This window comes from Pseudomonadales bacterium (genome assembly GCA_041395665.1).
Taxonomy (GTDB): domain Bacteria; phylum Pseudomonadota; class Gammaproteobacteria; order Pseudomonadales; family UBA7239; genus UBA7239.
This window is the reverse complement of the sequence record JAWLAB010000003.1, coordinates 160,032-184,565: the sequence shown is the minus strand read 5'-3', so window position 1 is coordinate 184,565 and position 24,534 is coordinate 160,032. Positions and strand designations below refer to the sequence as shown.

Sequence of the window (24,534 nt, the reverse complement as noted above, 5' to 3'; positions counted from 1 at the left end):
TTTATTTAACCTTTTTAATCATGACGCTGCGCAAAGCTACGCATTTGTGCGATCAAAGCATCAACAGCAGATTCGGGAATGGCGTTATATAAACTGGCACGCATACCACCTACCGAGCGATGACCCTTTAGATTTAACAATCCCGCTTCTTCAGCTTCTTTAAGAAACGGTTTGTCCAAAGCTTCATTAGGCAGTGTAAAAGGAACATTCATCCAAGAACGACTTTGCATTTCGACAGGGTTTTTATAAAAACCACTGTCATCAATGTATTGATACAACTTTTCCGCTTTGCGTAGATTGCGCTGTGCAATACCTTCCACACCACCCTGTGCTTTCAGCCACTTGAATACCAAGCCAGCGAGATACCACGAATATGTCGGCGGCGTGTTGTACATGGAGTCATTATCGGCTGCGGTTTTCCAATCCAGTAATTTGGGAATATCAGCTCGTGCTCTGCCCAATAAATCTTCGCGCACAATCACAATCGCTAAACCTGCAGGGCCAATATTTTTCTGCGCACCTGCATAAATCACGCCAAACTTGGAAACATCAATCGGGCGAGAAAGTATGGTCGATGACATATCAGCCACTAGCGGCACAGCACCGAGATCAGGTGTCCAATGAAACTCTACACCACCAATCGTTTCGTTCGGTGTGTAATGAAAATACGCTGCGTTCTTACTCAACTGCCAACTTTCTTGCGCAGGAATGGTAGAGAAATTGCTGTCTTTTGATGAAGCGGCAATATGCACTTCACCCAAGCGTTTCCCTTCTTCATAAGCTTTTTTTGACCACTGCCCTGTCACCAAATAATCGGCTTTTCCTTCGGCGGGCAATAAATTGAGCGGCACCGCAGAAAATTGTAGCGACGCACCACCTTGCACAAAAAGTACTTTGTAATGATCAGGTACCGCGAGCAAATCGCGCAAATCGTGCTCAGCTTCCGCAGCAATTGTTGTCATTTCACTGGAACGGTGGCTCATCTCCATAATCGATAAGCCGCGCCCGTGCCAATCCAACATTTCTTGCTGTGCTTGCAAGAGTACCGCTTCCGGCAGGGCCGCCGGACCGGCACAGAAGTTGTATTTCCTGCTCACCGTTTTACCTCAATTTTCTACCGTTTCTTCCGATTCAGAATCACCCTCTTCCGATTCTGCAATACGCTCCACACTTACCAAAGACTCATCTTCTTTCAGACGAATCACTCGCACGCCTTGTGTATTGCGTGACAACACGGAAATTTCATCGGTGCGTGTGCGCACCAAAGTGCCTTGATCAGAAATCAGCATCAATTGATCGCCGTCGAATACTTGCACCGCACCGACCAATTTGCCGTTGCGATCAGAAGTTTGCATGGCGATAACACCTTGCGTGCCGCGACCTTTCGTTGGGAAGTCAGACGCTTCGGTGCGTTTACCGTAACCGTTTTGGCTTACAGTTAAAATTCTTCCGCCTTCTGCCGGCACGATTAACGCAATCATGCGTGCATCTTCTGCCAAACGAATACCGCGCACACCGCGTGCAGTACGACCCATGGCACGCACATCATCTTCTTCAAAGCGCACAGCTTTGCCATTGTCGGCAAACAACATGATGTCATTTTTGCCATTCGTGATGGCGGTTCCCACCAACACGTCGCCTTCATCCAATTCTATGGCGCGCAAGCCGACAGAACGCGGACGAGAAAACTCAGTCAAGAAAGTTTTCTTCACAGTGCCATTTGCGGTCGCCATGAAAATAAAATGATCTTCCACATACTCTTTAACAGGCAGAATTGAAGTGATGCGCTCGCCTTCATCCAACGGCAATAAATTGACCATTGGACGACCACGCGCACCGCGTGCAGCCACAGGAATTTGATACACCTTAAGCCAATACACTTTGCCCATATTGCTGAAGCACAAAATGGTGTCGTGTGTGTTGGCAATCAACAAATGTTCGACGAAATCTTCATCTTTCACTGCGGTGGCTGATTTACCCATACCGCCGCGTTTTTGCGCCTGATACACATCCAGCGCTTGCGCTTTGGCATAACCGCCGTGCGAAATTGTGACAACGCGATCTTCCGGCGTGATGAGATCTTCGGTGGTGAGATCCAACTGTGAGCTGATAATTTCTGTGCGGCGCTTGTCGTTGTAATCTGCTTTGACTTGCTCCAATTCTTCACGAATCACGGACATCAAACGCGCATAGCTACCCAAAATATCAAGATACTCAGCAATTTGCGCGAGCTTTTCTTGATACTCAGCGAGCAATTTTTCATGCTCCATGCCCGTCAAACGATGCAAACGCAAATCCAAAATCGCTTGCGCTTGTTCGGCAGAAAGATAGTACTGCCCTTCACGCAAACCAAATTCCGCACCAAGATTTTCTGGACGACAGGCAGCGTCACCGGTTTTTTCCAACCACTGTGCAACCGTACCTGGCTTCCAACCGCGCGCAATCAAACGCTCTTTGGCATCCGCAGGCGTGGGTGACTGACGAATCAATTCAATCACTTCGTCGATATTGGAAATAGCAACGGCCAAACCTTCGAGAATATGACCGCGCTCACGCGCTTTGCGCAACAAGTAAACCGTTCTGCGCGTCACCACTTCGCGGCGATGACGCACAAACGCTTCCAACATTTCTTTCAGGTTGAGTGTGCGCGGTTGGTTATCAATCAACGCCACCATGTTGATGCCAAACACGGTTTGCATTTGTGTTTGCGCATACAAATTGTTTAGCAATACTTCGCCAGATTCATTGCGTTTTAATTCGATCACGATGCGCATGCCGTCTTTATCAGACTCATCGCGCAATTCGGAAATACCTTCGATTTTTTCTCTTTGACTAACTCGGCAATTTTTTCAATCAAGCGCGCTTTGTTCACTTGATAAGGCAGCTCACCGACGATGATCGTTTCGCGGCCTGATTTTTCATCGCGCTCAACGATGGCACGAGCACGCACATAAATGCGTCCGCGACCTGTACGATACGCTTCAACAATACCCGCTTTGCCGTTGATGATGCCCGCTGTGGGGAAATCGGGGCCCGGAACAAACTCCATCAATTCATCAACGCCTAAATCAGGATTGCCGACTAGGGCCAAACAAGCATCGACGACTTCACCAAGATTGTGTGGTGGAATGTTAGTCGCCATACCAACGGCAATACCTGACGAACCATTCACCAATAAATTGGGAATGCGTGTCGGCATCACTTCAGGAATCAGTTCGGTGCCGTCATAGTTCGGCACATAATCGACGGTTTCTTTGTCCAAATCCGCCAACAAATCGTGAGCAATTTTTGACATGCGGATTTCGGTGTAACGCATGGCGGCTGGCGAATCGCCATCAATCGAACCGAAGTTACCTTGGCCATCCACTAGCATGTAGCGCAGGGAGAAAGGCTGTGCCATCCGAACGATGGTGTCATACACAGCAGAATCGCCGTGCGGGTGGTATTTACCGATAACATCACCGACCACACGCGCGGATTTTTTATAAGGCTTATTCCAAGCGTTGCCCAGCTCATTCATCGCAAACAGCACACGACGGTGAACAGGCTTGAGACCGTCACGCGCATCAGGCAATGCCCGACCAACGATAACGCTCATCGCGTAATCCAAATAGGACTGTTTCAGTTCATCTTCGATATTGATGGGCAGAATTTCTTTGGCGAGATCAGCCATGTAGCAGCGTTCCTTTTATTACAGCTTTTTGTTACTGCGGGCATCGACGATGCAGCGGCGATGAAAGGCGTAATTCTAACTGAAATCAGCCACTTGTGGGGGGATAGCGGGCAACGAAGAACGCCGTGTAGGCGTTAATTGAGCGCAGATAAATTGATCAGCAAGCTTTCGAGATAAGCATCATCAACCGGATGCCCTGCAATCAGTGCGCGGTAATACAGCGGCCCCCACAACTGATCGAGCAACACATCTAAGCGCATATTGGCACTCAATTCACCCGTGGTGACAGCTTTTTGCAAATCACGCAAACCGATGGCCTGCAAGCGCGCAAAAAAACTGTTGTAGAGCAAATCCAACATAGCCGGATCGGTGCGACACTCTGCCAACACAGCCAGCAGTACGGGCGTCATCCGACCGCGCAGCAGTGTTTTGTAGCCTCCTTTTAAGCAAGCAAGTAAGTGTGCGCGCAGGTTGCGACCATCGAACGGAATCTGTGGCATTAGCAAGGCCTTTTCCGTCAGCACCTCAATGACCAATCCCACTTTATTGGGCCACCAGCGATAGATCGTGGCTTTGCTTACCCCTGCCATGTTGGCGATGGCTTCAATGGTAATGTCGCCATAGGGTTTGCTGTCTAATAAGGAAGAGCAGGCTTTCAGAATAGCCTCATGGCTACTCTGGCTGCGAGGTCTACCCGCCACGCGTCTATTGATGACTTCAGCTTCCATAGCCAGCTCCTTTTTGTTGAGATCAACATTCACTGTTTCGGCTCAGTCTAGCGAGACAGCTTGCGCATTGTCACCACTAAAAACCTCATTTTTTCATTGTAATTGAATAAGTTAGATAACATGGTTATAGTGACACGCCCACATTTGTGTTGGTTCAATCAACCAACCCTGTGAGCAGAGGGTGGTATCGCGCAGCTCCGACAAGACACGCTGCCAGTTACCGGATTTAGCCTGTACCGCAGGCAAACCGCATTGCCCATCCTGTAGCGATGACTGAATTTCTCGCTTTGTGCCCTTCCATCCTAAATAGGCATAAAGCGTACACAAAGGCAGGCAGAAAGCCTCCGTGATGCACTTCCTGTTGCACAAGACGCTAACACTAGCGCAGCACAGGGAAACCGGACACTCTTCGTCTGCTGACCCAGCCGTCCTGCAGGGCAATGCACGCATATAGCCATTGCATTGGCGTTAAGCCAATACCTGATAGGAATAAAAAAATATGAAACGCATGTTAATCAACGCAACCCAACCGGAAGAACTCCGCGTTGCACTGGTTGATGGTCAAAAACTGTACGACCTCGATATCGAACACACCAACCGTCGCCAAGAAAAAGCCAACATCTATAAAGGAAGAATCACTCGCGTCGAGCCCAGCCTTGAAGCGGCTTTTGTGGATTACGGCGCAGAACGCCACGGCTTCCTTTCTCTGAAAGAAATCAGCCGCGAATACTTCAGCAAACAGCCCAACGAAATTGAAGGCCGTATCAACATTCGCGATGTCATCCGTGAAGGCCAAGAAGTCATTGTTCAAATTGACAAAGAGGAGCGCGGCAACAAAGGTGCGGCACTCACCACCTTTATCAGCCTCGCTGGTCGCTATTTGGTATTGATGCCCAACAATCCTCGTGTTGGCGGTATTTCACGCCGCATCGAAGGCGACGACCGCTCCGATCTGAAAGACGCCCTCGCCGGTTTGGATTTACCTGCAGGCATGGGAACCATCGTGCGCACCGCAGGTATTGGTCGCTCGTCCGAAGAACTGCAATGGGATTTGGATTACCTGCTGCAACTGTGGAACTCCATCAAAACAGAAGCGGATAACAGCGCTGCGCCCCACTTTTTGTTCCAAGAGAGCAATGTCGTCATTCGTGCGATTCGCGATTACCTACGCCAAGACATCGGTGAAGTGATCATTGATACCCGTACCGCTTATGAATTGGCGTCTGCGTTTATCAAACAGGTGATGCCGAATTACCACAGTAAAGTGAAGCTGTATCAAGACAGCATTCCGCTGTTCAATCGTTATCAAATTGAAAGCCAAATCGAAACCGCTTTTGAACGCGAAGTGAAATTGCCTTCCGGTGGTGCGATTGTTATCGATGTAACGGAAGCATTGGTGTCTATCGACATCAACTCCTCACGCGCCACCAAAGGCGGCGACATTGAAGAAACAGCGACCAACACCAACTTAGAAGCAGCCGATGAAATTGCACGCCAGTTGCGTTTGCGCGATATGGGCGGTTTGGTGGTGATCGATTTTATCGACATGAATTCACCAAAAAATCAGCGCGCGGTAGAAGACAGAATTCGCGATGCGTTGCAAATGGATCGCGCGCGCGTGCAAGTCGGACGCATTTCACGCTTTGGTTTGCTGGAAATGTCTCGCCAGCGTTTGCGCCCTTCACTCAGCGAAACTTCTGGTCACATCTGCCCGCGCTGTAATGGTCAAGGTACGATTCGCGGCACAAAATCTATTGCGTTGGCTCTGCTGCGCATGTTGGAAGAAGAAGCACAGAAGGAACGCAGCTCTGAAGTGCGCGCAATCACGCCAGTTTCTGTTGCCAGTTTTTTGTTGAATGAAAAGCGCAAACAAATCAGTGAAATTGAAAAACGCCATCAGTGCCGCGTTGTAATTGCGCCTAACCCAGATATGGTGACGCCGCACTACCACATCCAGCGTTTGCGCGATGATGACGCACAACTCGCACAAGCCAGCTTTGAAATTGAATACAACGATGCGCAGCATCAAGAAATTGATGACACCTCTGCTCCATCACAGCAACCCAAAGCTGCAGCCGTACAAATTTCCGTACCGAGCACGCCTGCGCCACAGTCTCAGCAAGTGACAGCCGCAGCTCCTACTGCCGCGCCACAAAACAGCGAGAAAAAATCAGCTAGTTTTATGACGCGCTTGTTCAGCAAATTATTTGGCGATGCTGAAAAAGTAGAAGAAGTTGCACCAGAATCGGAAAAGAAAAATGCACCGCGAGAGCGCGATCGCAATAACGATCAGCGCCGTCGTGGCAATAATCGCAATGGGCACAATCGCAATCAACGCGAGCGCGGCAATAATCGTGATCGTGATAACCGTGACCGTGATGACAATGCGCCGCGCAATGATCAAAACAGAAACGAACAAAATCGCGGTGATCAAAACCGCAGAAATAATCAACAGCAAAAACCACAGCAACAAAATACGCGCCCAAATAATGCACAACAAGGCGCGCAACAACCTGTCGCTCGTAATGAACAGCAGCAGCAACAGCGCAACCATGAAGATCGCGCGCCGCAACAACAAGATAACGGTGATGCGCCAGCGCGTCGTCCGTCTGGCAAACGCCCACGCAATGACAGACAGCGCAATCGCCCCAATGCTGCGGATCAACCGCAACAGCAATCATTGATTACAACAGAACAACCAGCAAATGAAGTGATTGCTCCTGTTGCTGATACGCAGGCTGCACCTTCGCGCCCTGCTGCACCACAAACTCAATCTGTTGAACCAGTAAAAACTGAGGCCACACAAGAAACTACACCAGTACACAGTTCAATGCCTACAACAACTACAGCAAGCGAAATATTGCCTACGGAGAAGCCTGTAGAGAAAAAAGTAGAAGCAAAACTAGAGCAACAAGTTGCGCCAAAAGTTGAATCTGCTGCTGCGCCAGTGGCTGAGACAACTGCTCCAGCAGCCACGACTGAGTCGTCAGCGCCTGTTGCTCGTGTGCGCACACGCCCTAGTAATGATCCGCGCTTGCATCCGAAAAAAGAACCACGCGAGTTCACTATTTTATCTGTGCAAGCAAACAATCCAGAACCCGTTGCACCTACCGAGATGGCACAACCTGACCCAGCGAGGCAGCAACGCAAACGCCCTGCTAACGATCCTCGCAGCAAGCGTACAGAGAGTGCTACTGAAGCTATACCGCAATAATTTTTTTATAGAGTGATTTCAATCGTTCGAGTGTGTAAAAAACATGTACGCCTACACAGACATTGATAAAAAAATTCTCGGTCAACGCGTTATTCAATTTCGCGGGCAAATGGATCGCTTTATTAAAGGCGAATTAGCACCTGCCGAGTTTTTACCACTGCGTTTGCAAAATGGACTTTACATTCAGCGCCACGCGCCGATGTTGCGTTTAGCAGTACCCTACGGTTTATTGTCATCCGCACAACTGCGCATGTTGGCGCATGTCGCTCGTCACTACGATAAAGGCTACGGGCATGTCACTACGCGCACCAACATTCAATTCATGTGGCCGCGCTTAACTGAAGTACCCAGTATTCTTGCCGAGCTAGCCACCGTTGGAATGCACTCCATTCAAACGAGTGGCAACTGCGTGCGCAACACCACGACCGATCAATTTGCGGGTGTCGCTGCTGATGAATTGATGGATCCTCGCCCTTACTGCGAAATTATTCGTCAGTGGTCAACCTTCCACCCGGAGTTTGCTTTTTTACCCCGCAAATTCAAAATTGCCGTGAACAGCGCCAAATCAGATCGCGCAGCGATTTTGATTCACGACATCGCCTTAGAATTGACCAAAAACGATGCAGGTGAAGTGGGCTATCGCGTATTTGTCGGTGGTGGCTTAGGTCGCACACCGTGCATCGCCGCACTGATTCGTGAGTTTTTGCCAGAAAAACATTTGCTGACTTATTTAGAATCGATTATCCGCACCTACAACCTATTGGGTCGTCGCGATAACAAGCACAAAGCGCGTATCAAAATTCTTGTCAAAGCGTTGGGTCCTGAAGGCTTCGCTGAAAAAGTCGAAAAAGAATGGGCACTGGTTAAAGATGGCCCCGCCACGCTCACCGAAGCAGAAATCGAGCGCGTTAAAAAGCATTTTTCTACACCTGATTACAAACAGTTGGATGAAACAGCTGTCGCTGCACAATTAGAAAAACTTGCCGCCGAAGACAAAGCATTTGCCAACTGGATGAGTCGCAATGTGCACCCGCACAAACAAGCTGGCTATCGCATTGTCACGCTATCACTCAAACCCACAGGCGTGATTCCTGGTGATGTCTCGGACAAACAGTTTGATGCCATTGCTGATTTAGCCGATGAATACAGTTTTGGCGAAGCGCGCACAACACACTTCCAAAATATTGTTTTAGCCGATATTGATGGCACTCGCCTGCATGAGCTGTGGAAAAAAATTAAACCGCTGGGCTTTGCCGCACCTAATATTGGTACGCTGAATGACATTATTTGCTGCCCTGGTGGAAGCTATTGTGCATTAGCCAATGCAAAGTCAATTCCTGTTGCTGAAGCCATTCAAAGAAAGTTTGATGATTTAGATTATTTGTATGACCTTGGCGATATTGAACTGAATATTTCTGGCTGCATGAATGCTTGCGGACATCACCATGTCGGCAATATCGGCATCTTAGGCGTTGATAAAAAAGGGGCTGAGTTTTATCAAATATCGCTTGGCGGATTCTCTGGTAAAAATGCAACCTTGGGCGATATTCTTGGCCCTTCATTTTCGCAGGATGATGTACCTCTCGTTATCGAAAAAATTCTGAATGTTTATGTAGAAAATCGATTGGACGGTGAAAGCTTTATTGAAACCTATCGTCGCATCGGCATTGATCAGTTTAAGGAACGCGCTTATGCCTGAGCAACGCATTATCAAAGACGGCACTGTTGTGACAAGTAACTGGCAACAGATTGAAAAAGATGTCACTGATATTCCTCAAGGTGAGCAATTAATGTTGCCTTACGCTTTATGGAAAACTCACTATGAAAGTGTAAAAGACCGCAAGGACATTGCTATTTGGTTTGATAGCGAAGATTTTACTGAAACCGAGTGGACTGAGCAGCTACAAAAGCTCCCGCTCATTGCCATCCATTTTCCTATTTTTACCGATGGCCGTGGCTTCACTACAGCGCGTATGTTGCGGCAACGCTTCAACTACACCGGCGATATCCGTGTTTTTGGTCATGTGTTGCGCGAGCAGATGTGTTACTTGAAGCGCTGTGGCGTCAGCAGCTTTGTACTGGCCGAGCACATCAATTTAGAAGAAGCCGTCGAATCATTAAATGATTTCACTGAATACTATCAGTGCTCAGTGGATCAGCCTCAGCCACTTTTTCGCAGAATGTAAATTGCGCTGAAAGCAAATCCATCTTTTGTAACAAAAACTTTTTAAGCAGCTCTTTTTTTGAGCTGCTTTTTTAGATCGTTCTACGCGGTTTTCTACCGCTGATTTTTTCTGCTGAAGCTCTAGAACGCATAGGTTTACGCTGCTCGCGTTTCATTACTTCTTTGTCAGCTGGCGTTAGCGCGGATATAGGCGGTACGGGTAAGCCAGCTTCCTGATACAAAATTGCCATTTCACCTGGCGTTAATTCTTGCCAACGCCCTTCGGGTAATTTATTAGCCAGCGTCACAGGCCCAAAACGCACGCGCTTTAGCCGAGAAACACGCAATCCTTGTGATTCCCACATACGACGCACTTCACGGTTGCGACCTTCCATCAAAGTACAGCAGTACCAACGGTTAATGCTTTCGCTTTCGTCTTTGTGCAAAAGTCCAACATCCGTAAATCGCGCCATGCCGTCATCCAGCTCGACACCATCGCGCAGGCGTTGCAGCATATCGTTATCCACTGCGCCCATCACACGCACTAAATATTCACGATCTATTTGTGCACTCGGATGCATTAATTTATTTGCCAACTCACCATCTGAAGTCAGAATCAACAAACCACTGGTGTTGATATCCAGTCGCCCCACAGCAATCCAGCGCCCTTTTTCTAGCGTTGGCAAATGTTCAAAAATGGTTGGGCGACCTTCAGGATCAGAGCGTGTGCAAATTTCGCCGATTGGTTTGTTATACAGCAGCACACGCACGCGCGGGCCAGCTAAACGCGTAGAAGAAATGGGCTTTCCGTCCACGCCAATTTTGTCATTTAAAGTTGCGCGATCACCCAATCCGGCTACTTTGTCATTGATGGTCACGCGCCCTTCTGCAATCCACGTTTCCAATTCTCGGCGTGAACCAAAACCCGCACGCGCCAATAATTTCTGTAATTTTTCAGTTGCTACAGTCGTTGTTGCTACGGCTGGCTTTTTTCTTTCACTTGTTTGCTTGTGTGGTTTTTTTTCAGCAGCAGGTTTGGCTTTACTTGATGTGCGCGATGCAGGCTTCGCTTTATCCGTGCCGCGAGTAGACTTACCTTTATGTTCAGACATCAGTGCAGCACCGGTGCAGTATCAATATCAGTAGCAGGATCTTGCGATATCTGCTCAACCGTTTCCTCAGCATCGTCAACCATCTCGCCACCTGCCTGCTCTGCAAGACGCGGCGCTAAAGCTTCTATGACTTGCTGGTCTTGACCAAAATCCAGTTCAGCATTGATTTTATCGATATCGCGAATTTCACTTAACGATGGCAACTCATCCAAACTTTTGAGATTGAAATAATCTAAAAATTGACGCGTAGTGGCATACAGCGCAGGGCGACCCGGCACATCACGATGCCCAACGATACGCACCCACTGCCTTTCCATCAGTGTTTTTATGATGGCGGTACTTACCGCTACACCACGAATTTCTTCGATATCACCGCGTGTAATCGGCTGACGATAGGCAATCAACGCCAGCGTTTCCAAAATTGCGCGCGAGTAGCGAACCGGTTTTTCTTCCCACAAACGCCCTACCCACAATGCAAATTCCTGCCGCACTTGATAGCGCCAACCCGTTGCCACTTCTTTCAACTCAAAGCCGTGGTCTCGGCAATCAGCCGCAATTTCTTCAATCGCTGCTTGAATTTCTTCAGCATCTGGTTTTTCTGCATCACCAAACACTTCTTGGTCAGCAAACACTTCTGCAATGCGTTTAACAGAGAGCGGTTCATTGCTGGCAAGCAACAAACCTTCCACAATTTTCTTAAGCTGTACTTTATCAAATTGACTCATATTTTTATCACTATTGTGAACAGCTGCTATCAACTCGTTTTTGCACGAACATGAATAGGGCCGTAGGTTTCTGTTTGCAAAAGCTCAATCAGTGATTCTTTGACTAATTCCATGACAGCAAGAAAAGTTACCACCACACCCAACTTGCCCTCTTTGAGAGTAAATAAGGTTACAAAAGGCATGAACTGGCCATCTTTTAATTTTTCTAAAACTTGCGACATTCGTTCACGCGTCGATAAACGCTCTCTCTCAACCTGATGGCTTTCAAACATATCGGCACGACGCAAAACTTCTGCTAAAGCAAGCAGCAGCTCTTTCATATCAACAGCGGGATCTGCACGGCGACTTTCGCGCTCTGGCGGCTCTGCGCCACCAATAAACACTTCGCGCCCCTCTCGCGGCAATGCATCCAAATCTTCAGCTGCTTGTTTGAATCGCTCGTACTCTTGCAAACGACGAATCAATTGCGCACGAGGATCCTCCTCGTCTTCTTCTGCTTCAGAAGAACGCGGCAACAAGACACGAGATTTAATTTCAGCCAACATAGCCGCCATGACCAAATATTCAGCCGCTAATTCAAACTGCATTGCATCCATTAGCTCAATGTACTGCATATACTGTCGAGTAATTTCAGCAACATTGATATCGAGAATATCTAAATTCTGTTTACGAATGAGATACAACAATAAATCTAAAGGTCCTTCAAAAGCCTCAAGAATAACTTCTAGCGCATCAGGCGGTATATAAAGGTCTTTGGGCAGCTCTGTAATACCTTTGCCATGCACAATTGCAAACGGCATCTCCGCTTGCTCTGGCGAAAGCTTCGTACTTACCGCTTCTTCCGTTGTCATAATTTTTTGCTACTCAAGGAACACTGCGAATCTGGATGGCATCCACGCCTAAACCAGAAATCACATCGGAAATAACAACCACTTTATCACCAGATTGAAAAGCATCATCGCGCTTCAAAATTTCAAACGCTGCCAGCAAGGTTTTTTCTGGATCACTTGAAAATGCCAATCGATGTGAAACCAAGGCACGGTTGAGGCTCATTTGTCTTCGTGTACGACTGTCATTGGTGAATGCATAAATTGTCGTTTTTGTTGGGCGACAATTGGTCACTAAATTTGCCATGATGCCGCGTCGAGTTATAACCACGATACCGCGTGCTTCCATATTTTCTGCCAATTGCACAGCAGAATGCGCCAGATGCTGTTTGTCCGTATCTTTTATCAAATTATCGCAAAGCCGCAACCCTGGAACTTTCTCTGTCGTTCGCGCAATGCGATCCATATATTCAACACAGCGAAGTGGATATTTCCCTACCGTCGTTTCGCCTGACAACATGATGCAATCGACTTCTTCCTCAATAGCATTGGCAACATCGGTTACCTCTGCGCGCGTTGGAATCGGATTCTCAATCATCGATTCCAATAAGTGTGTTGCAACAATAACCCGTTTGCCATGCTCCTGACACAAACGCACGATTTGACGCTGCACATTAGGCAAGTCTTCGATATTAATTTCTACACCGAGATCACCACGCGCTACCATCACACCATCAGCAGCAGCAACAATTTCCTCAATATTTTTTACACCTTCTTGATCTTCAATTTTAGCAATAATTTTAATTTTATCGGCTTTGCTACCAAGCAACTTGCGCAATTCGCGAATATCGTTCGCTTCACGCACAAAAGACAGCGCAATAAAGTCCACTTCTTGCTTCATGCCAAACAGAATGTCTTCACGGTCTTTGGTGGTAATCGCTGGCAAATTGACACGAATGCCAGGCAGGTTTACATGGCGACGACTTTTAAGACGACCACCATCCAATACTTTACAGCGCATCACGCGCCCTTGAACTTCTAAAACTTCTAAATTGATGATGCCGTTATCAACGGTAATTTTGTCACCGATTTTTACATCATTGATTAAATCGTGATAATTGATATTCAGCGAGGTAGATTCAACATCATCAGCACGCGCTGATACAGAAATAATATCGCCGCGCTTTAACTCTAGATCATTTTTTAGCGTGCCTGTTCTGATTTCAGGCCCTTGTGTATCTAACAACAATGGAATGGGATGCTGTAACTCTTTATTCAGTGTTTTGACAGCTTTAATGACCTTAGCGTGCGAATGGTGATCACCGTGGGACATATTGAGACGCACAACATTCATGCCCGCCTGTGCCATTTTTTTCAGCATTTCATACGATTCAGTGGCAGGGCCGATCGTGCAAATAATTTTGGTCTTTCTCACAGCAGAGATCTCGCTACATTCTTGGCGAGCTATTTTAGCCTTTCAGCTGCAACTGTTGGGTAATTCTTTCCAAAATTCGACTGAATTGGCGTATGGCAGATATGGCTAGCTGCTGCACCTCTAACTGCTGCGCTCCAATAATAGAGTCACTGATAGTCGTAAAACTTTTAATCCCTATTTTGCGTGCCGAACGCTGCATGGTGGTTACCACTTCCCGTACAGCGTCCACATCCTGCACTTCAACGGCGCGACGCAACTTACCGATTTCGCCCCAAGCATGCCGTACAAAGCGGCCGACTTCATCGATCGCTTTTACCGCATCACCGTCAAATGCATCCATCAGTACAGATATATCAACAGGCTTCTGGAGATTGCACGCCACCCATATTTCTATAGTTCTTATCATGATGTCTGGCTGCACCGGCTTGGCCAGAAAGTCATTCACGCCAGCAACAAAGCAACGCTCCATGCCGTCACCCCAGATATTTGCTGTCATAGCAATGATCAGCGTATCGCGCAGCTCCTCATCTGCACGAATCAGTCGAGTTGCCTCCAAGCCATCCATAACCGGCATCTGCAAATCCATTAGTACGCAATCAAAAGTTTGACCGCTCATTTTCTGGAGTGCTTCTTGGCCATTATTGGCAGTTACTACCTTCGCACCCGACATTTCCAGCAATTCTTGTACAACTTGCTGGTTGAAATGATCGTCTTCTACTAGCAACACACGAGTATCGTGCAGCCGCTGCTCCACAATATTTACCTCGGCCACCTCGCGTATTTCAGCGGTGGCTGGAGCATCTGCACGCGTCAGCCTCACAGTAAACCAAAAAGTACTGCCTTTCCCGCTCTGGCTGTCAAAACCAACATCGCCTCCCATCATGGCAGACAGGCGGCGGTTAATGGCCAAGCCCAACCCTGAGCCACCAAATTTCCTGCGCAACGACATATCCGCTTGTTGAAAAGCCGCGAACAATTTTTTCTGCAAGGCGGGTGTGATACCAATACCCTCGTCACTCACTTCAAAACGCAGCAATACATTAGCCACACTACTCGCCACGACCAATACTCTGATAGTGACATTACCTTTATCCGAGAACTTGATGGCATTGCTCACATAATTGGAAAGAATCTGCTTAATTCGCACAGCATCGCCGAGCAAATCCTTATCCAGTCTTTCATCCACATCTATTCGTATAGCAAGCTTCTTCGCTTCTATTTTTTCTTTGTGCAAATCAACAACAGAAGTAACGATATTTTGAAGATTGATGGGGGCAATATCGAGATGCAGCTTCCCTGATTCAAGTCGGGAAAAATCCAACACATCATCAACCAATTCCAACAACAGCCTACTAGATACTTGAATTTTTTCTAGATAGTCACGCTGCCGAGAATGCAACTCTGTCCCGAGAACCATTTTTGACATATTGATAATATTGCTGATTGGCGTGCGAATTTCATGGCTCATATTGGAGAGAAATTCTGTTTTTACCTGTGTTAATGCTTCCGCTTCTTTTTTTGCATTTTCCAATGCCTCTGTGCGTTCTGCGACACGCTGTTCCAACAAGACATTTGCCTCAAGCAATCTAGCTTCAGCTACCTTTTTGTCACTGATATCACTGTGCGTGCCCACCATCCGCAGAGGCTTTCCTTTTTTGTCATAACGCACAACCATTCCACGATCTAAAATCCATTTATAGTTTCCATCTTTACAGCGCACACGGTGTTCGTTTTCGTAAAAAGGCGTTCTCCCTTCAAGATGCTCATCAAAGTCAAATAACACTTGCCCCATATCATCGGGATGAACGATTTCTGACCAAGCCGCAGGTGTGGCGATAATACTGTCACCGTAGTAGTCATACATACGAATAAAAAATGGGGATAAATGCACTTTTTCTTGTGCCATATCCCAATCCCATACGCCGTTACCAGAGCCTTCCAAGGCAAAATTCCAACGCTCCTCACTCTCGCGCAACGCTTTTTCACTGCCGCGATTGGCGTACATAACCAAAGAAAGGCTCATGCCCACCATGGTGAGAACAACCATGTATACCCAGTAGTGAAGCAATGCCAAGCTTGCGTCTTCAGCAGCAAACACTTTCGAATGATCAAGAATACTGAGAATGCCCTGCACAGCAATCATCAGAATAATTAACAGCACACCGTGCCGACCTAGACGAATGGCGGCCCACATAACAAAAACAAACATCCAAAAAGGTTCTGCGTAACCAGAAAAAAAAGAATCAAACCACCCTAAGAAAATGATTTGTCCACTAAAAAAAGCCAAGACAACACACACGACACTACACAGCAGTGATCTCTTACTCCATTCAACTTCTGGTTTTTCTTTCCACACTAAAATCAAAGGTGCAAAAAGAATCATCCCTAATACATTGCCCTGCCACCAATACATCCATGACATAACCCAATTGCTGTCGGAAACATGGCCAAAAAATATCAAGCCACTCAAACTGATAGAGGCACTCACAGCGGCGGCAATCGCCGCTACTAACACCAAAAGATAGTAATCGCGTGTTTCTCTCAACTCAGATTGAATAGGAAAAACATGCGTCAACAATGCCCATGCGAGCAAAGCTTCCAAAGTATTAGCGCCAGTAATAATTAAAGAGGTGGGAATGTGGTGGCCAACACCATTGGTATAAGCAGCAATAAAAGCACCTAAAAAAATACCAGGCCAGTAATGCCAACCCCAAATCATCAGTGCCGCCAACGCAATACCGCTCGACGGCCAAAACAGCGCAATGATTTTATCGGTGGCAAAAAAATTGAGCACTAAATGCGCTGCTGCCCAGTAGCTCAACACCAAGACAATGGTGCGCAGGGTATAGGTCAACCCTGCAGAATAAACATTCCTGTCTAGCACTCCGTTCATGAGCACCCCAGCTTCCATAAATGGTCGATTAGATGGGTAGACAATACCGCGACGCAGACTTCTCTACAACATTCGTGTGATGCAACGCACACTGTCACGCTGTGGTGCAAACTTTTATCATAGACGCATCTTTTCTAGGAAATCTGTATGTCTGACTTTATTACGATTGAAAAAGACCGCCCCGGCATTGCGGTTATTCGCATGAACCGCCCTGAGCGCATGAATGCCATGGCGTTTGATGTGATGGTGCCACTCAAAGAAGCCTTAGAAGAAGTCAGTTTTGATAACAAAACGCGCGTGGTGATACTCACCGGTGTGGGCAATGGCTTTTGCTCGGGCGCAGACCTCAAAGACCCTGGCTATCTCTCTATCTTTGATGGATTAACCATGCCCGGCATTGCACGCCGCGCGATGAAGGTGTTGGACGATGTGATGCACGCCGTGCAAACCATGCACCAGCCCGTCATTTCTGCCATCAACGGTCCTGCCATTGGCGGTGGTTTTTGCCTGTCGATGATTACGGATATTCGTATTGCATCCAGCACAGCAATTTTCCGCGCAGCGGGTGTTAATAATGGGCTGACTTCTGCCGAATTGGGTTTGAGCTACACCTTGCCGCGCGCCATTGGTTCAACGCGCGCGTTTGAAATTATGTTGACGGGGCGCGATGTCAGCGCAGAAGAAGCAGAACGCATTGGCATTGTGAGCAAAGTGGTTGCACCAGAGCAGTTGATGGAAACCTGCTTTGCGACGGCCGAACAAATTTTGCAACACAGCCACCTCGGCGTGGAATTATCCAAACAAATGTTGTGGGCTGGCATGCAAGCGAGCAATTTGCACACACACATGAATCACGAAGGTCACGCGCAACTTTATGTGCGCATGACAACCAAAAACTTTGAGGAAGCAATCAAAGCGCGCAAAGAAAAACGCAAGCCAGATTTCAAAGATTAAAGCGCGTTTTCTGTCATGCTCGCTATTCAACAACTCTCTGCATCCATCGAACATCATCAATTATTTGATGATTTGCATTGCACGCTGCAAGCCGGTGAGTTGTTGTTAGTCACAGGCGAAAACGGCAGCGGAAAAACCAGCTTATTGCGTGTTTTAGCGGGCTTAAATCGCCAATACAGTGGCCAAGTGAGCTGGCAAGAAAAAGATATTCGCGAACATTGGCACGATTACGCTGCGCAGCTTTTGTATCTCGGTCATCAGCCTGCACTTAAATCGCAATTGTCTGCGCGTGAAAATCTCGCGTGGTATGCCAACTGTGTGCAAGCTGATACAGCACAAATTGAAACCGCGTTGAAAGCGCTGGGCATTGCACACAAAGCGCATCTTCCCTGCCACCGTTTATCTGCCGGTCAACAACGCCGCGTTGCGCTAGCGCGACTTTTTTTCAGCAATCATCCTTTATGGATTTTGGATGAACCTTTCACTGCACTCGACACACGCGGTTTTGCTCTGATTGCAGAACGCTTACAACAACATTGCGCAAACGGTGGCATTGCCGTGCTCACCACGCATCACGGCAGCGAACAATTAGGATTGATGCATCGCACACTCGCGCTCGGTGTTACATCGCAAAAAGCTACCTCACAAAAAATCACCTCGCAGCAAACAGCGGTGACGGCATGAGTGTGTTAATCGCCACAGCCAAACGCGAATGGCAACTCGCTTGGCGCAACTTGGCCGATGCCATCAATCCCGCCGCATTTTTTTTGATGGTGGTTGCGTTGATTCCACTGGGTATTAGTGCGGAATCCGCCAAGCTCGCCGCGATGGCGCCTGGTGTGCTGTGGGTCGCCGCCCTACTCGCTAGTTTGTTGTCTGCCGATATGTTGTTTCGTCGCGATTACGACGACGGCATGCTCGAACAATACTTGTTGCTGCCAGAGCATTTGTACGGCGTGGTATGGATCAAAATACTGGTGCATTGGCTGTTCACGGGCTTGCCCTTGGTCGTGTTGTCGCCTCTACTGGGCGGGATGCTGTCACTGCCTCTACAGGCAATGCCCATCACCATGCTCGCTCTCACGCTCGGCACTCTCAGCCTTTCACTGATTGGCGCCATCGGTGCGTCACTCACGGTGAGCTTACGGCGCGGCGGTTTGCTCATTGCCGTCATCGTGCTGCCGCTTTATATCCCCGTGTTGATTTTTGGCGCCAGCGCAACGGCACAAGCAGCACTCGGCTCAGCCGCTTGGGGACAAGTCGCCATCTTGGGCGCTTTTGCGGTGATGGCTTTAGTGCTGACACCTTTAGTCGTGATGGCGGGTCTGCGGATTGCGGTAGAGAGTTAACCTATACCCCTGTGGTATCCTTGCCGCGCTTTTTTTCACCCTGTTTTATTCATTCATTTGATTTCATTTCACCCAAAACATGCTTAAAACTTGGTTCCACCGCTGGGGATCACCCCCTTGGTTTTATCGCAGAAGTGGCCAACTTCTGCCATGGCTCAGTGCAGCAGCATTTATTTTGCTCGTAGTCGGCTGCGTGTGGGGATTGGCAATCGCGCCAGAAGATGCAAAACAAGGCAACAGCTATCGCATCATCTATATTCATGTGCCAGCAGCTTTTCTCGCATTAGCAGGTTACTACCTGATGGCGATAGCGGGCTGTGTTGGTTTGGTGTGGCGTATGAAGCTAGCGTTTTGGGCGCTGCGTGCCGCCGCACCGATTGGCGCAGCCATGACTTTCATAGCCCTCGTCACTGGCTCCATTTGGGGCAAACCCACATGGGGAACTTGGTGGGAATGGGATGCGCGCATCACCTCCATGCTGATTTTGTTTTTTCTCTATCTCGGCGTGATGGCATTGGCGAATGCGTATCAAAACAGTGAGAACGGTAATCGTGCTGCCAGCATTCTTACGCTCGTCGGCACTGTCAACATTCCTATTATTTATATGTCGGTGAAATGGTGGAACACGCTACATCAAGGTGCTTCGCTCAAATTAACTTCAGCGTCAACAATTGATCCTTCCATGCTGCAACCGTTGTGGGTGATGATTATTGGTTTTTACATGCTCTACGCTGTTCTGTTATTACTGAACTTACGCTGCGAAATTTTGTCGAACGAACGCAATAGCCGCTGGCTCGCTGATTTATTCAGCAAATCACCCATCACGGAAACACGCTAATGTATTTCGCAAGCATTCACGATTTGCTCACCATGCACGGTCACGGTTTTTATGTGTGGAGCGCTTATGGCATCAGCTTCTTTACTGTATTGGCTATGGTGTGGCATCCCATCAGCCGTCACGCACAATTGCGCAAGGAGATCGCGCAACAAATTTCGGAGTAATGCACCATGCATCCTGTGCGCAAACAACGCTTACTGATTGTGCTGGCCATTGTCATTGCTTCCTCTGTTGCTATCGGTCTGATTACTTTCGCGCTGCGCGAAAATATGAATTTATTTTTTACGCCTGCCGACATTGCTGCAGGTAAAGCGCCACTGGATCGCACCATTCGCCTTGGCGGTTTTGTCAATAAAGGCAGTGTGAAGCGCGATAGCAACAGCCTAGCTGTGCAGTTTGCTATTGGCGATGGCAATCACAGTATTCCTGTTATCTATACAGGCATCCTCCCTGATTTATTTGCCGAGGAACAAGCAGCTATTGCCAAAGGAAAATGGGATGGCACTACTTTCCATTCGACGGAAGTGCTCGCCAAACACGATGAAAATTACACACCACCAGAAATTCGCGACAGCATGAAAAAAATGGGCCCGAAACCCACTACGCACCCACAGTAGATCAATATGATTCCTGAACTCGGACTTTACTGCCTCATCCTCGCCTTCTCTATTAGCATCGTACAAGGCATTCTGCCGATGGCAGGCACCTACTTACGAGCGCAACACTGGATGCGCATGGCGGCGCCGTTAGCTATCACAAATTTTGTTTTACTCTCTGGCAGTTTTGCCGCCTTAACTTACTGCTTTATTACCGATGATTTTTCAGTGCAGTATGTTGCCAACAACTCCAATACGCTGCTGCCTGCGCATTACAAAATCAGTGCTGTATGGGGCGCGCACGAGGGCTCGCTACTACTTTGGTTGTTGATTCTCTGTTTTTGGTCCGCCATTTTTGCTCTATTTTCACGCCAACTACCTGTCGTACTTCGCGCTCGTATCATTAGTATATTAGGAATGATTACAACAGGATTTAGCGCTTTTACTTTATTTACTTCAAATCCATTTTCACGCAGCTTGCCTTTTATTCCCGCTGAAGGCAGCGACCTCAATCCATTACTGCAAGACTTTGGATTGGTTATTCATCCGCCCATGTTGTATTTCGGTTATGTTGGCTTTGCTATTCCATTTGCCTTTGCCATTGCCGCTTTATTAGAAAAAGGTGCCGCACAAAGTAGCTGCGTCAGTAATGAATGGACGCGCTGGGTAAGACCTTGGGCCAATACTGCGTGGGCTTTTCTTACCGTTGGTATTGCGCTCGGTAGTTGGTGGGCTTATTACGAATTGGGCTGGGGCGGCTGGTGGTTCTGGGATCCTGTTGAAAATGCTTCCTTTATGCCTTGGCTAGCAGGCACAGCTTTACTCCACTCATTGGCCGCCAGTGATAAACGACAATTATTTTCCAGCTGGACTTTGTTGCTCGCTATTTTTGCTTTTTCCTTGAGTTTGCTCGGTACTTTTTTAGTGCGCTCTGGCGTTCTCACCTCTGTACACGCCTTTGCCAGCGATCCTTCTCGCGGTTATTTTATTTTGGTGTTTTTAGCCATCGTCATTGGCTGCTCACTCACGCTGTTTGCGCTACGCGCTCCGACAACACCTTCATCCGGTTATCAGTTTTTTTCACGCGAAATGTTTGTACTGCTCAACAGCTGTTTAATGGCCATCATTCTGGCAACCGTTTGTTTAGGTACGCTATATCCGTTGATTGCTGACGCGATGGGATGGGGAAAGATTTCTGTCGGCCCACCTTACTTCGATAGTTTTTTTGTTCCTTTAATGTTTTGTGTATTGCTGCTGCTACCCGTAGGCGTGCAATTGCAGTGGCATGACAAATTTTCATTGACGCAATTGTTTATTTTATGGGCGAAAAAACCGCTGATTGCTTCGCTGGCTTTCACGCCCTTATTGGTGCTCGCCCTATCACTGCCTTTTTCAATTCAAACACTCCTGGCTACATGGCTTGGTTTATGGGTCATCATCAGCACACTGATGGATATTCGCCACAAGTTGCGCAACGCTCGTTCTCCATGGCAAGGCCTGCAATCGTTACGCGCCAGTTATTGGGGTATGTGCATTGCACATATCGGACTTGCAGTTAGCGTCATGGGAATTGCTTTCACTTCGCTGGCTAGCGAGCAAAAAGATCTCCGCTTGGCTCCAGGCCAATCTACCAATATGGCCGGATACCAATTCAATTTTGAATCAGTGGAACAAGCACAAGGCCCCAACTACACGGCAGAACATGCTGTGTTTCGGGTACTCGCTCCCAATGCGGAGCTGTACATCATGCGCCCTGAAAAACGCACTTATCTGGCATCCAATCAAGTGATGACAGAAGCAGCTATATGGCCTGGTTTCACGCGTGATATTTATGTTTCTATGGGCGAAGCGCTACAACCTGAATTGGGTAACGCCAGCGCATGGTCACTGCGTCTGCATGTAAAACCTGCTGTCCGATGGATTTGGCTTGGCGCTCTATTAATGGCACTCGGCGCAATTATCGCCGTACTCGATAAACGCTATAGTCACCGCAGCATCAGCAAATATTCCACAGAGAAAGCCTCCGCATGAACAAACGACTTGCGCTGTTTATTCCATTGCTCGGCTTTATTGTGCTGGGTATTTTTTTAATGCGCGGTTTAACGCTAGATCCAACTGAGATGCCTAGCGCGCTGATCAATAAGCCCTTCCCTACTTTTACGCTGCCATCTCTCAACACAGCTACTTCGCTGACTGAAAAAAATCTGCACGGACAAAAAAGCCTCGTTAATGTTTGGGCAACTTGGTGTGTCACTTGTCGTGTTGAGCATCCTTTTTTGATGAAGTTAGCCAAAGACAATATCGCTATTTATGGCATTAATTATAAAGACAGCAATGCTGCAGCGAAAGTTTGGCTAAATGAAAAAGGCAACCCGTACCGTGAAGTTATTGTGGATGCCGATGGGAAATTAGGCATTGATCTCGGTGTTTTTGGTGCGCCAGAAACTTATTTTGTCGATTCTAACGGAGTGATTCGCTATAAGCATGTTGGTGATTTAAACACCCAGAATTGGCAAGAAGAACTGCAAGCCGTTTGGGATAAATTGCCATAAAAATTACAAATCATTAACCGATGGCGCTAAGGTGAAATAAAAAGTAGCGCCTTGATCCACTTGCGCCTCTGCCCAAATTTCGCCATCGTGACGATGCACAATACGCGCAACCGTCGCCAAACCAACGCCTAACCCATGAAATTCATGATCACTGTGCAACCGCTGAAACGCACCAAATAACTTATCCACATAAGCCATATCAAAGCCTGCACCGTTGTCGCGTACAAAATACACCGTGTCACCACTTCGATCATGCACACCCAACTCCACCAAAGGCTTTTCCACCTTCCCTGTATACTTCCAAGCATTATTGAGCAGATTTTCCAATACAACCGTTAGAAGGTCGTTATCCCCACGCGCCAATAAATTATTGGGGCGGATAAATTTCACTTCTCTATTTGGATTGTTTGCACGCAAATCATCAACAATTTTATCGGCCAATTCCGTTAAATTGACCGTGGCATAGCGCATATCTTGTCGTGAAACACGCGAGAGATGCAGCAAACTATCAATCAATGTCCCCATACGCTGACTCGCGGCACGAATCCTCGCAATATAATTTTTAGCTGTTGTATCTAAGCGGTCATCACAATCTTCAAGCAATGCGGCACTAAAACCATCGACTGATCGCAACGGTGAACGCAAATCATGCGAAACAGAATAAGTAAAGGCTTCTAACTCTGTATTGATTGCGCGCAACTCACTGGTACGCTGCTGTACTTTTTCCTCCAAGTGTTCATTGGCGTGCAGCAAAGCACGGTTCTGCAATTCAATGGTATCCAACATGCCATTAAAAGCTTGAACCAACTGTCCCAACTCATCATGACGATCTGTGCGCGCGCGCAATGAATAATCTTTGAAGCGGTTGATGGTGTTAGCAATCTGCGCAAGCATCAAAAGTGGTGCAGAAATAAATGACTGTACTTTGCTTGATAGAACGATTGATATCATGCCAACGAGCATAACAATGAGTAACATCACTACACTGAATGCGATGAAACGATCATCCAGCGCCTCAAGCGATACGCGCAAATGTAACTGCCCTATTTTTTGAGAATCATCCCAAAGAACTGGCTGTATTAAATCCAAATAGCCATTCTGAAAACGAGAAATAAAATTTCCATCAGCTAAACATTCAACACCAGTAATAACGCTATCCATGTCCTCAGGTGGCTGATAGTAACCACGCAAATACATCGCAATAACTTGGCCGGATTCGTTTTTTATGCAAGCTGAATATAAAGAAGGGTCAATACCAAAACTTTGTAGATTTTTTCTTGCATCATAGACATCACCATACGCCACTGCATTAGCGCTGTGACTAGCAACCACACGCGCCAACAATGTCGCTTGATGAACCAAATTATCGCGATAGGCATAGCGGTCATACATAACAAAAGCAGAGCCAGCCATTAACAGCCCCAAAAAACTGATGGCACAAATCATCAGAATCAGCTGTTGTTTAACCGGTATG

Annotated in this window: 19 protein-coding genes and 1 pseudogene; 11 read left to right on the top strand and 9 right to left on the bottom strand. The window is 47.4% G+C overall.

Annotation, left to right across the window (positions count from 1 at the left end; translation table 11 throughout):
* Positions 1 to 14 precede the first annotated feature (14 nt).
* The 3 genes and pseudogenes from serC to R3E63_05520 all read right to left on the bottom strand — a co-directional run bounded on the left by serC (position 15) and on the right by R3E63_05520 (position 4,401).
* Positions 15 to 1,097, bottom strand: a complete 1,083-nt coding sequence (gene serC, locus R3E63_05530) for a 3-phosphoserine/phosphohydroxythreonine transaminase (protein MEZ5539410.1) — start codon at positions 1,095 to 1,097, stop codon at positions 15 to 17.
* Between the two features lie 9 nt (positions 1,098 to 1,106).
* Positions 1,107 to 3,673: pseudogene (gyrA, locus tag R3E63_05525) on the bottom strand (DNA gyrase subunit A).
* A gap of 134 nt (positions 3,674 to 3,807) precedes the next feature.
* Positions 3,808 to 4,401, bottom strand: coding sequence for a TetR/AcrR family transcriptional regulator (locus tag R3E63_05520; GenBank protein ID MEZ5539409.1), 594 nt, complete (start codon positions 4,399 to 4,401; stop codon positions 3,808 to 3,810).
* 499 nt (positions 4,402 to 4,900) lie between these two features.
* Here R3E63_05520 and rne point away from each other — a divergent pair, with 499 nt between their 5' ends.
* From rne to R3E63_05505, 3 genes are read left to right on the top strand one after another with little or no spacing between them, the layout of a single operon-like run.
* Positions 4,901 to 7,615: a ribonuclease E gene (gene rne, locus R3E63_05515; protein ID MEZ5539408.1), complete on the top strand. Its 2,715-nt coding sequence runs from the start codon at positions 4,901 to 4,903 to the stop codon at positions 7,613 to 7,615.
* Between the two features lie 43 nt (positions 7,616 to 7,658).
* Positions 7,659 to 9,314, top strand: coding sequence for a nitrite/sulfite reductase (locus tag R3E63_05510; protein ID MEZ5539407.1), 1,656 nt, complete (start codon positions 7,659 to 7,661; stop codon positions 9,312 to 9,314).
* Positions 9,307 to 9,801, top strand: coding sequence for a DUF934 domain-containing protein (locus tag R3E63_05505; protein ID MEZ5539406.1), 495 nt, complete (start codon positions 9,307 to 9,309; stop codon positions 9,799 to 9,801). Before R3E63_05510 ends, R3E63_05505 begins: the two co-directional genes overlap by 8 nt.
* Positions 9,802 to 9,871: 70 nt before the next feature.
* Here R3E63_05505 and R3E63_05500 read toward each other — a convergent pair whose 3' ends face one another.
* From R3E63_05500 to R3E63_05480, 5 genes are read right to left on the bottom strand one after another with little or no spacing between them, the layout of a single operon-like run.
* A complete protein-coding gene (locus R3E63_05500) occupies positions 9,872 to 10,891 on the bottom strand; it encodes a pseudouridine synthase (protein MEZ5539405.1) in 1,020 nt (339 codons plus the stop codon).
* Positions 10,891 to 11,616, bottom strand: a complete 726-nt coding sequence (gene scpB, locus R3E63_05495; protein MEZ5539404.1) for an SMC-Scp complex subunit ScpB — start codon at positions 11,614 to 11,616, stop codon at positions 10,891 to 10,893. Before scpB ends, R3E63_05500 begins: the two co-directional genes overlap by 1 nt.
* A 29-nt stretch (positions 11,617 to 11,645) precedes the next feature.
* Positions 11,646 to 12,467: a ScpA family protein gene (locus R3E63_05490; protein MEZ5539403.1), complete on the bottom strand. Its 822-nt coding sequence runs from the start codon at positions 12,465 to 12,467 to the stop codon at positions 11,646 to 11,648.
* A 13-nt stretch (positions 12,468 to 12,480) separates the two neighbouring features.
* Complete coding sequence (gene pyk / locus R3E63_05485; protein ID MEZ5539402.1) at positions 12,481 to 13,878, bottom strand: pyruvate kinase; 1,398 nt, start codon at positions 13,876 to 13,878, stop codon at positions 12,481 to 12,483.
* A 34-nt stretch (positions 13,879 to 13,912) separates the two neighbouring features.
* Positions 13,913 to 16,771 carry an MASE1 domain-containing protein gene (locus R3E63_05480; protein ID MEZ5539401.1) on the bottom strand — a complete coding sequence of 953 codons (2,859 nt, stop codon included), beginning with the start codon at positions 16,769 to 16,771 and terminating at the stop codon, positions 13,913 to 13,915.
* A 147-nt stretch (positions 16,772 to 16,918) separates the two neighbouring features.
* On the opposite strand from R3E63_05480, the gene R3E63_05475 reads away from it, so the two are divergent.
* From R3E63_05475 to R3E63_05440, 8 genes are all read left to right on the top strand, one after another.
* A complete protein-coding gene (locus tag R3E63_05475) occupies positions 16,919 to 17,725 on the top strand; it encodes an enoyl-CoA hydratase (GenBank protein MEZ5539400.1) in 807 nt (268 codons plus the stop codon).
* A 15-nt stretch (positions 17,726 to 17,740) separates the two neighbouring features.
* A complete protein-coding gene (ccmA, locus tag R3E63_05470) occupies positions 17,741 to 18,409 on the top strand; it encodes a cytochrome c biogenesis heme-transporting ATPase CcmA (protein ID MEZ5539399.1) in 669 nt (222 codons plus the stop codon).
* A complete protein-coding gene (ccmB, locus tag R3E63_05465; GenBank protein ID MEZ5539398.1) occupies positions 18,406 to 19,074 on the top strand; it encodes a heme exporter protein CcmB in 669 nt (222 codons plus the stop codon). Before ccmA ends, ccmB begins: the two co-directional genes overlap by 4 nt.
* A 79-nt stretch (positions 19,075 to 19,153) precedes the next feature.
* A complete protein-coding gene (locus tag R3E63_05460) occupies positions 19,154 to 19,912 on the top strand; it encodes a heme ABC transporter permease (protein MEZ5539397.1) in 759 nt (252 codons plus the stop codon).
* Positions 19,912 to 20,076 carry a heme exporter protein CcmD gene (ccmD, locus tag R3E63_05455; GenBank protein ID MEZ5539396.1) on the top strand — a complete coding sequence of 55 codons (165 nt, stop codon included), beginning with the start codon at positions 19,912 to 19,914 and terminating at the stop codon, positions 20,074 to 20,076. Before R3E63_05460 ends, ccmD begins: the two co-directional genes overlap by 1 nt.
* A 6-nt stretch (positions 20,077 to 20,082) precedes the next feature.
* The gene (gene ccmE, locus R3E63_05450) at positions 20,083 to 20,529 is read left to right on the top strand and encodes a cytochrome c maturation protein CcmE (GenBank protein ID MEZ5539395.1); all 447 of its coding nucleotides are present in this window, start codon (positions 20,083 to 20,085) and stop codon (positions 20,527 to 20,529) included.
* 6 nt (positions 20,530 to 20,535) lie between these two features.
* Positions 20,536 to 22,539 carry a heme lyase CcmF/NrfE family subunit gene (locus R3E63_05445; GenBank protein ID MEZ5539394.1) on the top strand — a complete coding sequence of 668 codons (2,004 nt, stop codon included), beginning with the start codon at positions 20,536 to 20,538 and terminating at the stop codon, positions 22,537 to 22,539.
* On the top strand, positions 22,536 to 23,060 hold the full coding sequence (locus R3E63_05440) for a DsbE family thiol:disulfide interchange protein (GenBank protein ID MEZ5539393.1): 525 nt from the start codon (positions 22,536 to 22,538) through the stop codon (positions 23,058 to 23,060). Before R3E63_05445 ends, R3E63_05440 begins: the two co-directional genes overlap by 4 nt.
* A 3-nt stretch (positions 23,061 to 23,063) precedes the next feature.
* Here the strand turns inward: R3E63_05440 and R3E63_05435 are convergent, their stop codons facing one another.
* Entirely contained in the window at positions 23,064 to 24,506 is a 1,443-nt protein-coding gene (locus R3E63_05435) for an ATP-binding protein (GenBank protein MEZ5539392.1), read from the bottom strand.
* Positions 24,507 to 24,534: the final 28 nt, after the last annotated feature.

Excerpts from the sequence above, each read along its gene's own strand:
- R3E63_05440 (MEZ5539393.1), top strand. The coding sequence starts at position 22,536 with ATGAACAAACGACTTGCGCTGTTTATTCCATTGCTCGGCTTTATTGTG.
- rne (MEZ5539408.1), top strand. The coding sequence starts at position 4,901 with ATGAAACGCATGTTAATCAACGCAACCCAACCGGAAGAACTCCGCGTT.
- ccmE (MEZ5539395.1), top strand. The coding sequence starts at position 20,083 with ATGCATCCTGTGCGCAAACAACGCTTACTGATTGTGCTGGCCATTGTC.
- ccmD (MEZ5539396.1), top strand. The coding sequence starts at position 19,912 with ATGTATTTCGCAAGCATTCACGATTTGCTCACCATGCACGGTCACGGT.
- R3E63_05445 (MEZ5539394.1), top strand. The coding sequence starts at position 20,536 with ATGATTCCTGAACTCGGACTTTACTGCCTCATCCTCGCCTTCTCTATT.
- R3E63_05505 (MEZ5539406.1), top strand. The coding sequence starts at position 9,307 with ATGCCTGAGCAACGCATTATCAAAGACGGCACTGTTGTGACAAGTAAC.
- ccmB (MEZ5539398.1), top strand. The coding sequence starts at position 18,406 with ATGAGTGTGTTAATCGCCACAGCCAAACGCGAATGGCAACTCGCTTGG.
- R3E63_05480 (MEZ5539401.1), bottom strand. The coding sequence starts at position 16,771 with ATGAACGGAGTGCTAGACAGGAATGTTTATTCTGCAGGGTTGACCTAT.
- R3E63_05490 (MEZ5539403.1), bottom strand. The coding sequence starts at position 12,467 with ATGACAACGGAAGAAGCGGTAAGTACGAAGCTTTCGCCAGAGCAAGCG.
- R3E63_05510 (MEZ5539407.1), top strand. The coding sequence starts at position 7,659 with ATGTACGCCTACACAGACATTGATAAAAAAATTCTCGGTCAACGCGTT.
- R3E63_05435 (MEZ5539392.1), bottom strand. The coding sequence starts at position 24,506 with ATGATTTGTGCCATCAGTTTTTTGGGGCTGTTAATGGCTGGCTCTGCT.
- R3E63_05475 (MEZ5539400.1), top strand. The coding sequence starts at position 16,919 with ATGTCTGACTTTATTACGATTGAAAAAGACCGCCCCGGCATTGCGGTT.
- R3E63_05500 (MEZ5539405.1), bottom strand. The coding sequence starts at position 10,891 with ATGTCTGAACATAAAGGTAAGTCTACTCGCGGCACGGATAAAGCGAAG.
- R3E63_05520 (MEZ5539409.1), bottom strand. The coding sequence starts at position 4,401 with ATGGAAGCTGAAGTCATCAATAGACGCGTGGCGGGTAGACCTCGCAGC.
- R3E63_05460 (MEZ5539397.1), top strand. The coding sequence starts at position 19,154 with ATGCTTAAAACTTGGTTCCACCGCTGGGGATCACCCCCTTGGTTTTAT.
- scpB (MEZ5539404.1), bottom strand. The coding sequence starts at position 11,616 with ATGAGTCAATTTGATAAAGTACAGCTTAAGAAAATTGTGGAAGGTTTG.
- ccmA (MEZ5539399.1), top strand. The coding sequence starts at position 17,741 with ATGCTCGCTATTCAACAACTCTCTGCATCCATCGAACATCATCAATTA.